The 14,464-nt window shown below is 71.3% G+C and carries 13 protein-coding genes and 1 pseudogene; 9 read left to right on the forward strand and 5 right to left on the reverse strand.

Annotation, left to right across the window (positions count from 1 at the left end; genetic code table 11):
- Positions 1-34 precede the first annotated feature (34 nt).
- Both pstA and pstC read right to left on the reverse strand, forming a co-directional pair.
- Positions 35-946: a phosphate ABC transporter permease PstA gene (gene pstA / locus KBY90_RS12965; protein WP_254969066.1), complete on the reverse strand. Its 912-nt coding sequence runs from the start codon at positions 944-946 to the stop codon at positions 35-37.
- A 9-nt stretch (positions 947-955) separates the two neighbouring features.
- A complete protein-coding gene (gene pstC, locus KBY90_RS12970) occupies positions 956-1,924 on the reverse strand; it encodes a phosphate ABC transporter permease subunit PstC (RefSeq protein ID WP_254969067.1) in 969 nt (322 codons plus the stop codon).
- Between the two features lie 207 nt (positions 1,925-2,131).
- Between pstC and dnaK the strand changes: the two genes are divergently transcribed.
- Genes dnaK through murQ form a run of 4 tightly spaced genes read left to right on the forward strand, consistent with a single transcriptional unit; the run spans position 2,132 to position 6,902 of the window.
- Positions 2,132-4,462: a molecular chaperone DnaK gene (gene dnaK, locus KBY90_RS12975; RefSeq protein ID WP_254969068.1), complete on the forward strand. Its 2,331-nt coding sequence runs from the start codon at positions 2,132-2,134 to the stop codon at positions 4,460-4,462.
- Complete coding sequence (locus KBY90_RS12980; RefSeq protein ID WP_254969069.1) at positions 4,459-5,451, forward strand: DnaJ C-terminal domain-containing protein; 993 nt, start codon at positions 4,459-4,461, stop codon at positions 5,449-5,451. Before dnaK ends, KBY90_RS12980 begins: the two co-directional genes overlap by 4 nt.
- A gap of 54 nt (positions 5,452-5,505) precedes the next feature.
- Positions 5,506-5,949 (forward strand): DUF3110 domain-containing protein, encoded by a 444-nt coding sequence (locus tag KBY90_RS12985; protein WP_254969070.1) that lies wholly within the window; start codon positions 5,506-5,508, stop codon positions 5,947-5,949.
- Positions 5,949-6,902 carry an N-acetylmuramic acid 6-phosphate etherase gene (gene murQ / locus KBY90_RS12990; RefSeq protein ID WP_254969071.1) on the forward strand — a complete coding sequence of 318 codons (954 nt, stop codon included), beginning with the start codon at positions 5,949-5,951 and terminating at the stop codon, positions 6,900-6,902. Before KBY90_RS12985 ends, murQ begins: the two co-directional genes overlap by 1 nt.
- 12 nt (positions 6,903-6,914) lie before the next feature.
- Here the strand turns inward: murQ and mtnP are convergent, their stop codons facing one another.
- A complete protein-coding gene (gene mtnP / locus KBY90_RS12995; protein ID WP_254969072.1) occupies positions 6,915-7,862 on the reverse strand; it encodes an S-methyl-5'-thioadenosine phosphorylase in 948 nt (315 codons plus the stop codon).
- Between the two features lie 86 nt (positions 7,863-7,948).
- Between mtnP and KBY90_RS13000 the strand changes: the two genes are divergently transcribed.
- Positions 7,949-8,389, forward strand: a complete 441-nt coding sequence (locus KBY90_RS13000) for a peptidylprolyl isomerase (RefSeq protein ID WP_254969073.1) — start codon at positions 7,949-7,951, stop codon at positions 8,387-8,389.
- 28 nt (positions 8,390-8,417) lie between these two features.
- Here the strand turns inward: KBY90_RS13000 and ribBA are convergent, their stop codons facing one another.
- Entirely contained in the window at positions 8,418-10,073 is a 1,656-nt protein-coding gene (gene ribBA / locus KBY90_RS13005; RefSeq protein ID WP_254969074.1) for a bifunctional 3,4-dihydroxy-2-butanone-4-phosphate synthase/GTP cyclohydrolase II, read from the reverse strand.
- Between the two features lie 124 nt (positions 10,074-10,197).
- Here ribBA and argC point away from each other — a divergent pair, with 124 nt between their 5' ends.
- Complete coding sequence (gene argC, locus KBY90_RS13010) at positions 10,198-11,277, forward strand: N-acetyl-gamma-glutamyl-phosphate reductase (protein WP_254969075.1); 1,080 nt, start codon at positions 10,198-10,200, stop codon at positions 11,275-11,277.
- 1 nt (position 11,278) lies between these two features.
- Here the strand turns inward: argC and purN are convergent, their stop codons facing one another.
- Complete coding sequence (purN, locus tag KBY90_RS13015; protein ID WP_254969076.1) at positions 11,279-11,953, reverse strand: phosphoribosylglycinamide formyltransferase; 675 nt, start codon at positions 11,951-11,953, stop codon at positions 11,279-11,281.
- Between the two features lie 7 nt (positions 11,954-11,960).
- On the opposite strand from purN, the gene KBY90_RS13020 reads away from it, so the two are divergent.
- The 3 genes and pseudogenes from KBY90_RS13020 to KBY90_RS13030 all read left to right on the forward strand — a co-directional run.
- A complete protein-coding gene (locus tag KBY90_RS13020; protein ID WP_254969077.1) occupies positions 11,961-12,305 on the forward strand; it encodes a DUF1257 domain-containing protein in 345 nt (114 codons plus the stop codon).
- Between the two features lie 12 nt (positions 12,306-12,317).
- A complete protein-coding gene (locus KBY90_RS13025; RefSeq protein ID WP_254969078.1) occupies positions 12,318-14,135 on the forward strand; it encodes a M61 family metallopeptidase in 1,818 nt (605 codons plus the stop codon).
- Positions 14,132-14,464: pseudogene (locus tag KBY90_RS13030) on the forward strand (N-acetylmuramoyl-L-alanine amidase); the annotation flags it as partial. The gene KBY90_RS13025 and the pseudogene KBY90_RS13030, both read left to right, overlap by 4 nt.

The following is a 14,464-nucleotide window of genomic DNA, read 5'->3' on the forward strand; positions in this document are numbered from 1 at the left end:
ATGGAGAACGCTTGGGAGCTTTGGGGGAGTGGGCTCAGGTGCGGGAGAAGCTGCTGATCCAGCGGGCCAGAAGGTTGGCGGCGAGAATCATCATCACGAGCACGAACGATGCCGCCCAGGCCAGTTCGTTCTGGGCTTCGTAGGGCATGATCGCGAAGTTGAAGATCAACACCGACATGGTGGCGATCGGGTTGAACACTCCTTCGGGCCAGAAGGGAGAGAACAGCGCCGTGAAGATCAGGGGCGCCGTCTCCCCTGCCGCCCGTGCGATCGCCAGCACCACGCCGGTGGCGATCGGCGTGAAGGCGGCCGGCAGGGTGATCCGCATCACCGTGACGAACTTGGAGGCGCCCACGCCGTAGGCACCCCAGCGCAGTTCCTGGGGCACCAGCTTGAGACCTTCATCGGTGGTCTTGATCACGGTGGGCAGCATCAGCACCGCCAGGGCGATGCCGCCGGCGGCGGCGCTGTAGCTCTGGCCGAAGAACACCCTGGTGGAGACGATCACCCCATACACGAAGACACCGCTGATGATCGAGGGCACGCCGGCGAGGATGTCGTTGCCGACGGAGATGAACTGGGAGAACCAGCCGCGGTTGGAATACTCGGTGAGATACACCCCACCGCCGACACCGATGGGAATGGAGATGGCCGAGGCCACGAGGGTGACGATGATCGTTCCCAGCACGGCGTTGCCGATGCCGCCTCCCTCCAGACCCGGGGGCGGCGGCAGCTGGGTGAACAGGCTCAGGCTCATCAGCCGTCCGCCCTGCACCAGCACATAGAGGATCACCAGGAACAGCGGCAGCACCGCGATGGCCGCGAACAGGGCGGCGATGCTGGTGAGCAGCCTGTTGAGGCGGTTGCGCTTGAGGGTGGGATCGAAGGTGAGCGGGCGACGGTCGAAGAGAGCGCTGCCGGGCTGGAACGGGGTGGTGGTGGTCATCGGTAGGGCTCAGTAGCGCAGGCTGAGGCGGCGCACGATCCACTTGGCGAAGATGTTCACCACGAGGGTGAGCACCATCAGGATCAGTGCTGCATACATCAGGGCCGACACCTGGATGCCGTCCGCTTCCCCGAACTGGTTGGCGAGCATCGAGGCGATCGTGTTGCCCGGTGCCAGCAGGGAGGTGCTGAAGTTGTTGGAGTTGCCGATGATCATGGTCACGGCCATCGTTTCACCCATGGCCCTGCCCAGGGCCAGCATCACGCCACCGGTGATGGCGGACACGGCGGCCGGGAGGATGACGCTGAAGATGGCTCCCCAGCGGGTGGTGCCCACCCCGTAGGCCCCCTGGCGAAGCTCCTCCGGCACCTGGTTGAGGGCGTCGCGGGAGATGGCCGTGATGATCGGCAGGATCATCACCACCAGGATCAGGATCGCCGGGGCCATGCCCGGGCCTTTGGGGATGGTGTTGAACAGGGGCGTCCAGCCCAGCAAGCTGTGCAGGAGATCGAGGGCCGGGCGGATGGTGGGCTCCATCACGAAGATGGCCCAAAGGCCCAGCACCACCGAGGGGATCGCCGCCAGCAGCTCCACCATCAGACCGGTGGCATCGCGCACCAGCTTGGGCAGCACGTCCTCGGTGATCAGGATCGCCGTGCCCACGCCCAGGGGCACGGCGATCAGCAGCGACAGGAGCGAGGTGACCAGGGTGCCGTAGATGGCCACGAAAGCGCCATAGCTTTCGTTCACCGGATCCCAGGCCGAGGTGGTGATGAACGACAGGCCGAAGGTCGCGATCGCTTCGCGGGCGCCGGTGAACACCACCAGGAAGATGCCCAGCAGCACAACCGCCACAACCGAGGCCAGGGCCAGGGAGAGCTGGCGGAAGCCGGTGTCCACCAGCTTTTCGCTGGGCGGCCGGCGGCGGAGCGTGAACGCGTCGGCGTTCAGCTGGGGGGGAGATGAATCCGTCGTCATGCGGTGAAGAGCGTGCTGCGGCATGAGCTGCCTGCCCTGTGGCCGGCCCGCTGACTCCCGGTCCCGGCAGTGCCGAAAGGGCGTCTGTCGAAATTTACGGAGCCGGCTGCGATGACTGTTTAAGTGGTGATTAACGTCCGGAGGTCCGGTGCCTCCGGCAAGCCGGTACCTTGGGGGTGCCAGGCGGTTCTTGACTCCACGCTGTCCATGGGGCGCATCGTCGGCATCGACCTGGGAACCACCAATTCCGTCGTCGCGGTGCTGGAGGGCGGCCGGCCGGTGGTGATCGCCAGCGCCGAGGGCAGCCGCACCACCCCCTCGGTGGTGGGCTTCAGCCGCGACCAGGAGCTGCTCGTGGGCCAGCTGGCCCGCCGCCAGCTGGTGCTCAACCCCCGCAACACCTTCGCCAATCTGAAGCGCTTCGTGGGGCGCCAGTGGGAGGAGCTCGACGAGGGCAGCCTCAGCGTGCCCTACACGGTGCGGGCGAACGACCAGGGCAACGTGCGCGTCGTCTGCCCCGCCACCGAGCGTGAGTACGCCCCCGAGGAGCTGGTGGCCAGCATCCTGCGCAAGCTCTGCGACGACGCCGCCACCTACCTGGGCGAGCCGGTGGAGGCGGCCGTGATCACGGTGCCCGCCTACTTCGACGACGCCCAGCGCCAGGCCACCCGCGATGCCGGCCGGCTGGCCGGGATCAGCGTGGAGCGCATCCTGAACGAGCCCACCGCCGCGGCGCTGGCCTACGGCTTCGACCGCAGCGCCGCCAAGCGGGTGCTGGTGTTCGACCTCGGGGGCGGCACCTTCGACGTGTCGATCCTTCGCATCGCCCAGGGGGTGTTCGACGTCAAGGCCACCAGCGGCGACACCCAGCTGGGCGGCAACGACTGGGACCGGCGCATCGTCGACTGGCTGGCCGAGGGGTTCCTGAAGCAGCACCAGATCGACCTGCGCCGCGACCGGCAGGCCCTGCAGCGGCTCACCGAGGCGGCCGAGAAGGCCAAGATCGAGCTCAGCGGGGTGCAGAGCACGCCCATCTCCCTCCCCTTCATCGCCACCGGGGGCGAGGGTCCGCTGCACATCGAAACCACCCTGGAGCGCTCGGTGTTCGAGGGGCTCTGTCCCGATCTGCTCGACCGTCTGCTGCGCCCCGTCCAGCGCGCCCTGCGCGATGCCGGCCTGGCGGCCGACGACATCGACGACGTGGTGCTGGTGGGCGGCGCCACGCGCATGCCGATGGTGCAGGAGATGGTGCGCACCCTGGTGCCCCGCGAGCCCTGCCAGTCGGTGAACCCCGATGAGGTGGTGGCGATCGGCGCCGCCGTGCAGGCCGGCATCCTCACCGGCGAACTGCGCGACCTCATGCTCAACGACGTCACCCCCCTGTCGCTGGGGCTGGAGACGATCGGCGGCGTGATGAAGGTGCTGATCCCGCGCAACACGCCGATTCCGGTGCGCAGGAGCGACGTGTTCAGCACCTCGGAGGCCAACCAGAACTCGGTGGAGATCCATGTGCTGCAGGGTGAGCGGCAGATGGCCAGCGACAACAAGAGCCTGGGGCGCTTCCGGCTGTCCGGCATTCCCCCCGCGCCCCGGGGCGTGCCCCAGGTGCAGGTGTCCTTCGACATCGACGCCAACGGGCTGCTGCAGGTGTCGGCGATGGACCGCACCACCGGCCGCCAGCAGAGCGTGAGCATCCAGGGCGGTTCCAACCTCGGCGAGGAGGAGATCGCCCGGCTGATCGAGGAGGCCGAGCTGAAGGCCGCCGAGGACCGGCGCAAGCGCGCCGCCATCGACCGCCGCAACAAGGCGCTCACGCTGGTGGCCCAGGCCGAGCGGCGCCTGCGGGACGCGGCCCTGGAACTCGGCCCCTATGGCGCCGAGCGCCAGCAGCGCGCCGTGGAGATGGCCGTGCGCGACGTGCAGGACCTGCTGACCCTGGAGGAGCGGGGCGAGAGCGATCCGATGGAGCTGGACATGGCCGCCGGCCAGCTGCAGGAGGCCCTGTTCGGACTCAACCGCCGCCTGCTCAGCGAGCGCCGCGCCGAGCAGGGGCCGCTGCAGGGCCTCAAGAACACCCTTGGCAGCCTCAAGGACGAGCTGTTCTCCGACGACGACGACTGGGACGACTGGAACCGTCCCAGCCGCGATCCCTGGGCCGCGCCCCAGGCCCGCTCCGCCGAGCGCTTCAGCGACGACCGCTACCGCGAGGAGCGCTTCACGGAGGACCGCTACCGGGAGGACCGCTACCGGGACGACCGATACAGGGAAGACCGCTACCGGGAGCCGCCTTATCGGGTGGAGATGGATGGCGAGGAGCGGCTGGACCGGGAGCCCCGGGAACCCGGCGGCTACGGCCGCGGCTCCCTCGCTGAGGATGGGTCGGCCGGCTTCGATCCGATCCGCCGTCAGACCACGCACCGCGAGCGGTCGTTCGACGACCAGCGCTTCGCTGAGCAGCCCTTCAGTGACGATCCCAGCCGGCGCCAGCGGTCGCGCGTGCCGGCCGACGATCCCTGGGACGACCGCGATCTGCCGTGAGCGCCCGCTCCGTCGCCGCCGACGAGGCGGCCATCGACCCCTGGGCGGTGCTGGGCCTCGATCCGGGCGCTGACGCCGATGCCCTCAAGCGCGCCTTCCGCAGGCAGGCCCGGCGCTGGCATCCCGATCTCAACGGCAACGACCCCGTCGCCGAGGAGCGCTTCAAGCAGGTGAACGAGGCCTATGCCCTGCTCTCCGATCCCCGGCGCCGCCGGGACTGGGAGCGGGGTGAGTCCGGGGCCGGGCCGGAGGCTGCGCAGACCGGCCGGGATCCCTTCGCCAGCGGCTTTCCCAGCTTCGAGACCTACCTGGAGGAACTCTTCGGTGGCCGCCGCCGACCCGCGGCCGGCAGCTCTGATGGCCCCTCCGTGGACCAGGACTCCAGGGCACGGGACCACGGCGACGAGGAGTACGCCGCCGGGTCCGCCGCCGCCCCGGTCACGGCCGCCCCGCCGTCCCCTCCGCCGGTGGTGGCAGCCTCCGACAGCGAGACCGCCGTCGACCTCACCCCCGAGCAGGCTCTCCAGGGAGAGCGGGTGGAGCTGGAACTCACCGACGGCACCGTCGTGGAGGTGTGGACCCCGCCCATTGCCGGTGACGGCTGGCGGCTGCGCCTGGCCGGCGTCACACCCGGCGGCGGCGACCACTTCCTGCAGCTGCGGGTGCGCACCGCCGAGGGCCTGCGGATCGATGGCCTGCGGGTGCACTACCTGCTCCCCGTCAGCCCCGCCGAAGCGGTGCTGGGTTGTCAGGTGGTGGTGCCCACCCTCAGAGGAGCCGTGAAGCTCACCGTGCCGCCGGGGTCCTCCAGCGGGCGCCTGCTGCGCCTGCGCGGCCGCGGACTGGAATGGGGTGGCCAGCGCGGGGATCAGCTCGTGGAGATCCGCATCGTCGTGCCCGAGCAGGCCGGCGACGCCGAGACCGCCCTCTACCGCCGCCTGCAGGAGCTGGCCGACGAAGCCGCCGAGGACGACGCGGTCGGGCTGTGAGCTCCCGCCCCCCGGTGACACACTGAGGCCACACCCGCGCTGTCCTGTCCGTCCATGTCGGTGCATGTGCTCCTCTTCGATGCCGGCTCCGAGCAGGAGGGCATCCATTCCCTCGAGCTCAACGGCCGCACCGTGGTGCTGCTGTTCGAGAACCGCGATGACGCCGAGCGCTATGCCGGCCTGCTCGAGGCCCAGGACTTCCCCGTGCCCACCGTCGAGGCCCTGGACCGCACGGAGATGGAGCAGTTCTGCAGCCAGTCCGGCTACGAGGCGCGGTTCGTGCCCGCCGGCTTCGTGCCCCAGAGCCCCGAGGAGCGCCTGCTGATCGCTCCGCCCGAGCGCAACATGGACGTGAGCCACTGGCAGGAGGAGGAGCAGGAGGTCCATGCCGGTGTGGACGGCCGGGGCCAGGCCGGGCCGGAGCAGCCCGCCGAGCCCATCAGCTCCGGCGATCCCGAGCTGGAAGCCTTCCGCCGCCAGCTGGAGGGACTGCTCTGATGAGCGCCGCCAGCTTCGCCGACGTCCCTGCCCAGGACCGCGGCCATCTGCTCACCGAGCAGGCCAATCCCCTCAGCAGCGCTCTGGATCAGCTGCCCACCGACCAGCTGGTGGATCTCTTCTGCCGCAACGATCTCGAGCCGCAGCGGGCGGTGGCCGCCGCCGCGCCGGCGCTCACGGCGGCGGTGGACGCCATCGCCGAGCGGCTCCGCGGCGGCGGCCGGCTCTTCTATCTGGGTGCCGGCACCTCCGGCCGGCTGGGGGTGCTCGATGCCGCCGAGTGCCCGCCCACCTTCTGCACGCCGCCCGAGCTGGTGCAGGGCGTGCTGGCCGGCGGGGCACCGGCCCTGCTGCGCAGTTCCGAGGGCCTGGAAGACCTGGCGGCGGCCGGGCGGACGGATCTCGACGAGCGCGGCTTCGGCCCGGCCGACTGCCTGGTGGGCATCGCCGCCGGCGGCACCACCCCCTACGTGCTCGGGGCGCTGCACCATGCCCGGGCCATCGGCGCCCTGGCGATCGCCATGGCCTGTGTGCCCGCCGATCAGGCCGCCATGCCCTGCGACATCGACATCCGCCTGCTCACAGGGCCCGAGCTTCTCACCGGCTCCACCCGTCTCAAGGCCGGCACCGCCACCAAGATGGCGCTGAACATCCTCTCCACCGGCGTGATGGTGCGCCTGGGCAAGGTGCACGGCAACCGCATGGTGGATGTGGCCGTCACCAACAGCAAGCTGGAGGACCGGGCGCTGCGCATTCTGCGCGACCTGGCGGGGCTGGAGCGTGGCCGTGCCGCCGTGCTGCTGGAGCAGGCCGAGGGCTCGGTGAAACGTGCCCTGCTGATGGCGGCCACCGGGCTCGACTGCAGCAGCGCACGCCAGCGGCTGCGGGAACAGGGGGAGGACCTCCGCCGGGCGCTGGAGGCCTGCGGCGCCAGCCTCGGCGGTGCGTCCTGATCCGGATCCGCTTCAGTCGTGCTCGGCCAGCGCCCCCCAGTAGGGGGCGGTGAACAGGTCCACCCGCCGCCGGGTCTCAAGCGGCACCTGGTCCTTCGGCGTCATCAGCGCGTGGCGCAGGGCGCGGTGCGAACCGCTGGCCGGCCGCTGGGCAGCGATCCGCTCGGCGGCCACGCGGATGATCTGCTGGGCCAGGTCGGCATTGGCCCTCAGGTTGTCGATCACCATCTCCACGCTCACCGCGGCATGGTCCTGGTGCCAGCAGTCGTAGTCGGTGACCATCGCCAGGGTGGCGTAGGCGATCTCCGCCTCCCGGGCCAGGCGCGCCTCGGTGTGGTTGGTCATGCCGATCACGCCGCAGCCCCAGCTGCGGTAGAGCTCCGATTCGGCACGGGTGGAGAAGGCCGGACCCTCCATGCACAGGTAGGTGCCGCCCCGGTGCAGCTGCCGGCCTGCCGGCATCAGGCTTTCGCCCACGTCGGCCAGCAGGCGGCTGAGGGTGGGGCAGAAGGGGTCGGCGGCGGTCACATGGGCCACCACCCCGTTGCCGAAGAACGACAGCGGCCGCTGGTGGGTGCGGTCGATGAACTGATCCGGCACGAGCATGTCCAGCGGGCGCACCTGCTCCTGCAGCGAGCCGACCGCGGACACCGACAGGATCCAGCGCACCCCCAGGGAGCGCAGCGCCCAGAGGTTGGCGCGGTAGGGCACCTCGCTGGGGGTGTAGCTGTGGTGCCGGCCATGGCGGGCCAGGAACACCACCTCCAGCTCGCCGATGCGCCCCAGGCGCAGGGCATCGGAGGGTTGACCGTAGGGCGTGTCCACCACCACCTCGCGCCCATCCTCCAGGCCCTCCATTGCGTACAGACCACTGCCGCCCAGCACGCCGAGACGGGCCTCGTGAAGCGGAATGCCTGGCGAGGGGCCGGTGGAGGTGGCGGTGGAAGGAGTGCTGCTCATGAACGGTTGAGGGCTGCCGGCGGGGGACGATCGACCCTCCATTCTCAGCACGGCCCCATACAGTCGGCGTTTGCCCCCGAGCCCCCATGACCCGTGCCGTGATGGACACCGACGCCGGTGTGATCGAACTGGAACTGTTCGATGCCGACGCGCCCAACACCGTGGCCAATTTCACCAAGCTGGCCCGTGACGGGTTCTACGACGGGCTCGCGTTCCATCGCGTCATCCCCGGATTCATGGCCCAGGGCGGCTGCCCGAACTCGCGCGAGGGCTCGAAGGGCATGCCCGGCACCGGCGGCCCCGGCTACGTGATCGACTGCGAGATCAACGGCCGCAAGCACCAGGCCGGCACCCTGGCCATGGCCCATGCCGGCCGCAACACCGGCGGCTCGCAGTTCTACATCTGCCATGAGGCCCAGCCCCACCTGGACGGCGTGCACACCGTCTTCGGCCAGACCGGGAACATGGATGTGGTGCTGGCCCTCAAGAACGGCAGCCGGATCAACAAGGTGACGATCCAGGACTGAGCCTTCGACCTGAGGCTCAGCCTGAGGCTCAGCGCCAGATCACCAGCACGCCCGCGTCCAGGCGCGGTCCCTCGCCCCTGGGCTGCAGCAGTTCCCCCAGGGGCCGCTGCTGGGCCTCCAGGGAGGCGCTGGGGTGGTTGATCCGCTGGGGCTCCGGGCTCAGCAGCAGACCCACCCGGCTGGTGCCGTCGCTGCCGGCCAGCAGCTCCAGGGCCCGGCGCAGGTTCTGCGGTTCCAGGGAGGCCCGCTCGCCACTGCTGAGCAGCAGTGCCAGCTGGGGCTGGTTCAGCAGCGCCAGCAGCCGCGGGTCCTCCTCCGGCTCCAGCTTCAGGCCCTGCTCCAGCGCCCAGGCTTCCAGCCGCTCCCGCACCTCCGCTGCACTGCCGACCTCGGGATGGCCATGCCAGGCGAGCACGGCGGTGGGTCCGGCGATCGGGCAGGTGGGGCCTTCCCCCATCAGGTGGCCCAGCTTGCTGCGCTTGGCGGCCAGGTAGGCGGCGTTGTGATCACCGGGGTCCATCACCAGCGGTACCCGGTCCACCACCTGCAGGCCGTAGCCGCCGAGGCCGGCGATCTTGCGCGGGTTGTTGGTGATCAGCCGCAGCCGGTGCACCCCCAGGTCGCTGAGGATCTGGGCCCCCACGCCGTAGTTGCGCAGATCGGCGGGGAAGCCCAGGCGCTCGTTGGCCTCCACCGTGTCCAGGCCCGTGTCCTGCAGCGAGTACGCGCGCAGCTTGTTGATCAGGCCGATGCCGCGCCCTTCCTGGCGCAGATACACCACCACCCCTTCGCCGGCGGTCTCGATCATGCGCAGGGCCGCCTCCAGCTGGGGCCGGCAGTCGCAGCGGAGGGAGCCGAAGGCGTCGCCGGTGAGGCACTCGCTGTGCACCCGCACCAGCACCGGCCCGGTGGCCCGCTCCGGATGGCCCTTGACGATCGCCACATGCTCGCCGCCGTCGAGTTCGTTGCGGAAGCCGATCGCCCGGAACATGCCGAAGGCACTGGGCAGCGCCGCTTCCGCCTGGCGGCGTACGAACCGCTCCGTGTCCAGGCGGTAGCGGATCAGGTCGGCGATGGAGATCAGGCGCAGGCCATGGCGCCGGGCGTAGTCGGCCAGCTGGGGCAGGCGCGCCATCGAGCCGTCCGGGTTCTGGATCTCGCAGATCACCCCGGCCGGGTAGAGGCCCGCCAGGCGGGCCAGATCGACGGCCGCCTCGGTGTGGCCGGCCCGCTTGAGCACGCCGCCCTGGCGGGCGCGCAGCGGGAAGATGTGGCCCGGCCGGCGCAGGTCCCCCGGACGGGTCTGGGGATGGATCGCCACCTGGATGGTGCGGGCCCGATCCTCCGCCGAGATCCCCGTGCTCACCCCGTTCTCCGGCCCCGCGTCCACGCTCACGGTGAAGGCGGTCTGGTTCTCGTCGGTGTTGTGATCCACCATCAGGGGCAGATCGAGCGCGTCCAGCCGCTCTCCCTCCATTGCCAGGCAGATCAGGCCCCGGGCCTCGGTGGCCATGAAGTTGATCTGCTCGGGGGTGGCGAACTGGGCGGCGCAGATCAGGTCGCCCTCGTTCTCCCGGTTCTCGTCATCCACCACCACCACGGCGTCGCCGTTGCGGATCGCCGCCAGGGCGTCAGCGATGGCATCGAAGCGGATGGCGGAGGTGCTGCCGGTCGCAGGACTCATGGGCGGCGCCAGGGGCGGCTGATGGGGCGTCCTGGGGACCCCATTGCCGCTTACGGGCAGCGGGGGCCATGGCGCAATCATCCTTTATAAATCCCGGGTTGTTCCCGCGCAGGGCTCACCCGCCATGGCCAGCCCACTTCCAGCCCTCCACCGGGTGGCCGTGATCGGTGCCAGTGGTTATGGGGGTCTGCAGACGCTGCGGCTGCTGCAGGACCATCCCGCCCTGACGGTGACCTTCCTCGGCGGGGAGCGCAGCAGCGGCCGGCACTGGAGCGAGATCAATCCCTTCCTGCCCCTGCCGGGCGATCCCCTGGTGCAGAGCCCGGATCCCGACGCGATCGCCGCCGCCGCCGATTTCGCCGTGCTCAGCCTGCCCAATGGATTGGCGGCCCAGCTGGTGCCGCCGCTGCTGGAGCGGGGCCTGCGCGTGGTCGACCTCTCGGCCGACTACCGCTACCGCTCCCTGGCCCGCTGGCAGGAGGTGTATGTGGCGGAGGCGCGCCAGGTGCCCCGCCAGGACGCCGACCTCTGCGCCGAGGCGGTGTACGGCCTGCCGGAGTGGCATGGTGACGCCATCCGCACGGCCCGGCTGGTGGCCGCCCCCGGCTGCTTTCCCACCGCCTCCCTGCTGGGGCTCCTGCCCCTGCTGAAGCAGGGCCTGATCGAGACGCGGGGGATCGTGATCGACGCCAAGACCGGCACCAGCGGCGGCGGCCGGGCGGCGAAGGAGCATCTGCTGCTGTCCGAGGCGGGCGAGGCGGTGGCGCCCTACGGCGTGGTGGGCCACCGCCACACCAGCGAGATCGAGCAGATCGCCGGCCAGGTGGCCGGGCGCGAGATCCAGCTCCAGTTCACCCCCCACCTGATGCCCATGGTCCGGGGCCTGCTGGCCACGGTGTACTGCCGGCTGCGCGATCCCGGTCTCACCGCCGAGGACTGCAGCACGGTGCTGCGCTCCGCCTACCGGGACGCCCCCGCGGTCACGGTGCTGCCGGTGGGCACCTATCCCTCCACCAAGTGGGTGCGGCAGACCTGCCGGGCCCTGCTGTCGCTTCAGGCCGATCCCCGCACCGGCCAGCTGATCGTGATGGGGGCCATCGACAACCTGGTGAAGGGCCAGGCCGGCCAGGGGGTGCAGTGCCTCAACCTGATGGCCGGCCTGGAGGAGAGCGCCGGCCTGCCGCTGCTTCCCTTCTACCCCTGATCTATCCCTGGGCCGGCAGCCCCAGCCGCTCGGCCGCCAGCTGCACCGCCAGCGGCAGGATGCGGTGTTCCTGCCGCTGGATCCGGGCGCTCAGGCTGGCATGGTCGTCGCCCTCCAGCACCGGCACGGCCGCCTGCACCAGGATCCGGCCGGCATCCACCTGCTCGTTGACCAGGTGGGCGGTGCAGCCGGCCAGCCGCACCCCCGCCGCCAGGGCCTGCCCCACCGCATCCATGCCACGGAAGCTGGGCAGTAGCGAGGGGTGGATGTTCACCAGCCGCTCCGGAAAGGCCTCCACCAGCCTCCGGGTGACGATCCGCATCCACCCCGCCATCACCACCAGGTCCACCTGCGCTTCCTGGAAGGCCTCGACCAGGGCCGCGTCGAGGGCGTCGCGGCTGGGCTGCAGCCGGTGGTCGATCAGCCGGCAGGGCACCCCCAGGCGCGATGCCCGCTCCCGGGCTGCGCAGCCGGGGTTGTTCACCACCAGCAGCACCACGTCGGCCGCAGGCCGGTCTGCCCGGCAGGCCTGGGTGAGGGCCTCGAAATTGCTGCCCTCCCCCGAGGCCATCACCGCCAGCCGCAGCCGTCGCCCTGCCGACGGCGGCGCCTCAGGCGGTTGCAACGGCCACTGGAAGCCGTCCAGCTGCTGGCTAGGGTCAGCAAAAGCGGGCATCCCGTCCATGTCCCATCTGTCCATCCTGCCCACGGTGCTGCGCGACGCCGACGTGCTCGCCCGCAGCCTCGAGGCCATCGGTCTGCAGCCCCGCTGGGGCGGCCATCTCGAGGGCTTCGCCGGCGAACGCCAGGCGGTTGATCTGCAGGTGCGGCTGGACGAGGGCCAGAGCCTGGGCTGGCGCCGCGATGCCGAGGGCACCCTGGCCCTGGTGGGGGATCTGCAGCGCATCAGCCGCAGCACCCGGCTGCAGCAGCTGCTCTCCACCATCACCCGCCGCTACGCCGCCGAGCTGGCGCTCGCTGAGGCCGCCCGCCTCCAGGGCAGCGCCCGGATCCGCGTCAGTCCCTGATCGGCGGCCGCGGTGATTCCAGACACCGGCGCCCTGCTCTCCGGCCCCGGCTCGGCCAGCCCGCCCGCTGCGGTAAGCCAGGCCAGCTCCCTGCGGCCGGGCCATGGACCCATGGTGCTCCTCGACCTGCGCGCCTGCCACAGCCACCTGGTGGCTGTGACCCTGGAGGTGCAGCCCCAGGATCAGGAGCTCCGGCTGGCGCTGCCGGGCTGGACGCCCGGGTCGTACCTCATCCGCGACTACGTGCGCCAGCTCGAGGGGCTGGAGGTGCTCCAGGACCAGGACCACCTGCACCCCCGCCGCACCGGCACCGCCAGCTGGTCGGTGAGCCTGCCCCGGCTGAGCCCGGTGCGGATCCGCTACCGCGTGCTGGCCACCGAGCTCACGGTGCGCACCTGCCACCTCACCCCAGAGCACGGCTTCCTGGCCCTGGCCGCAGTGGTGCTCCAGGTGCAGGGCCAGCGCTGGCTGCCCCACCGCCTGCACCTGCAGCTTCCCCCGGACTGGCTGCCCTTCGTGCCGCTGCCCCCGTGCGCTGACGGCGGATGGCGTGCCCGTGACTTCGACCAGCTGGTCGACACGCCCGTCGAAGCCGGCCCGCAAAGCGGCCATGGCTTCGAAGTCGCCGCTGTGCCGCACCGCTGGGTGAGCTGGGGGACCACCCTGGCCGGGGGGGATCCGGCGGTCGACGACCCCGACTGGCTGAAGGACGTGCAGCGGCTGTGCCTGGCCTGCTGCCGGCTGATGGGGGTGGAGCGGCCGGCGGCGGACCACTACCTCTTCGTCCTCCATCTCACCGACAACGGCTACGGCGGTCTGGAGCACGACCACAGCACGGTGCTGCAGTACGGCCGGCGCCGGCTGGCGAAACCCGACGGCCGCCGCAAGCTGCTGCAGCTGGTGGCCCATGAATATCTGCACCAGTGGAACGTGCGCCGGTTGCGGCCCGCCGAGCTCACCCCCTACGACTACGACCGGCCGGTGGTGGTGCCGAGCCTCTGGTTCGCCGAGGGCGTCACCAGCTACGTCGATCAGCTCCTGCCCCATGCCGCCGGCCTCAGCACCCAGGAGGAGGTGCTCAGTGATCTCGGCGCCGACCTGAGCCGCTACCTGCTGACGCCGGGCCGCCGCCTGCAGAGCCTGCGCCAGAGCAGCGAGGAGGCCTGGGTGAAGCTCTACAAGGCCGATGCCTATGCCGTCGACAACCAGATCAGCTACTACCTCAAGGGTGCGGTGCTGGCCCTGGTGCTCGATCTGCACCTGCGCCGCCACGGCAGCGCCCTGCCGGCGGTGCTGCACGCCCTGTGGCACAGCCATGGTGCCCGGGGCCGTGGCTACGGCGAGTCGGATCTGCTCCACGCCTTCGCCGCTTCGGCGCCCGACCTGGCCACCCTGCTGCCGGCCTGGCTCGATGGTCTCGAGGATCCGCCCCTCGACGCCTACCTGGCCGATGTGGGCCTGCGCCTCAGGGCGGAGTCAGCGGCGGAACCCTGGACGGGCTGGCAGCTGGAGACGACGGCCCAGGGCTTGACGACACAGCGTGTCCTGCGGGACTCTCCTGCGGAGCGGGCCGGGCTGATGGTGGGAGACGAGCTGATCGCGCTGGCCGGCCAGCGGCTGCGCGCGGCTGACGACGTCTCCGCACTGCTCTCCAGCCATGCGCCCGGCACGCCGCTGCCGCTGGTGGCGGCCCGGGACGGAGGTCTGATCAGCGGCAGCCTCACACCGGAATCACCTCGGCCGAAGGGCTGGCGCCTGGAGCTGGATCCCGCCGCCGCCGCCGAGGCCGGTGAGCGCCGGCGCCAGTGGCTGGCCCTGGAGAGACCATGAGGCGTCCCTTCCAGCCCCTGGTTCTGGCGGTCGTCGCCCTGGCTGCGATCGGCCTGGGCAGCCTGGGCTGGCTGGCGCGTGAGGGCACCACCCGGCTTTCCGGTGCCGGCGGCGGCCGCTCCCTGCTCGACCTGCTCGAGGAGGTGAGCCAACCCCCTCGCTCCCCCCAGCCCGCCGATCCCCCCGCCCGGCCCGCGCCGCCCCCGCCCCCCCACCAGCGCTGGCGATCGCCCCTGCAGGCCAGTTGCCGCGCCGTGGATGGCCAGAGCCGCGCGCGGCGCACGGCCCGCGCCAGCCGGCAGCGCACCCCGCCGGAGCGCAACCGCCTC

The organism is Cyanobium sp. CH-040 (genome assembly GCF_024346135.1).
Lineage (GTDB): Bacteria > Cyanobacteriota > Cyanobacteriia > PCC-6307 > Cyanobiaceae > NIES-981.

What these genes read in the sequence shown, in the direction of transcription:
- pstA (WP_254969066.1), bottom strand. Translation starts at nt 946, where the DNA reads ATGACCACCACCACCCCGTTCCAGCCCGGCAGCGCTCTCTTCGACCGT.
- pstC (WP_254969067.1), bottom strand. Translation starts at nt 1,924, where the DNA reads ATGACGACGGATTCATCTCCCCCCCAGCTGAACGCCGACGCGTTCACG.
- dnaK (WP_254969068.1), top strand. Translation starts at nt 2,132, where the DNA reads ATGGGGCGCATCGTCGGCATCGACCTGGGAACCACCAATTCCGTCGTC.
- KBY90_RS12985 (WP_254969070.1), top strand. Translation starts at nt 5,506, where the DNA reads ATGTCGGTGCATGTGCTCCTCTTCGATGCCGGCTCCGAGCAGGAGGGC.
- murQ (WP_254969071.1), top strand. Translation starts at nt 5,949, where the DNA reads ATGAGCGCCGCCAGCTTCGCCGACGTCCCTGCCCAGGACCGCGGCCAT.
- mtnP (WP_254969072.1), bottom strand. Translation starts at nt 7,862, where the DNA reads ATGAGCAGCACTCCTTCCACCGCCACCTCCACCGGCCCCTCGCCAGGC.
- KBY90_RS13000 (WP_254969073.1), top strand. Translation starts at nt 7,949, where the DNA reads ATGACCCGTGCCGTGATGGACACCGACGCCGGTGTGATCGAACTGGAA.
- ribBA (WP_254969074.1), bottom strand. Translation starts at nt 10,073, where the DNA reads ATGAGTCCTGCGACCGGCAGCACCTCCGCCATCCGCTTCGATGCCATC.
- argC (WP_254969075.1), top strand. Translation starts at nt 10,198, where the DNA reads ATGGCCAGCCCACTTCCAGCCCTCCACCGGGTGGCCGTGATCGGTGCC.
- purN (WP_254969076.1), bottom strand. Translation starts at nt 11,953, where the DNA reads ATGCCCGCTTTTGCTGACCCTAGCCAGCAGCTGGACGGCTTCCAGTGG.
- KBY90_RS13020 (WP_254969077.1), top strand. Translation starts at nt 11,961, where the DNA reads ATGTCCCATCTGTCCATCCTGCCCACGGTGCTGCGCGACGCCGACGTG.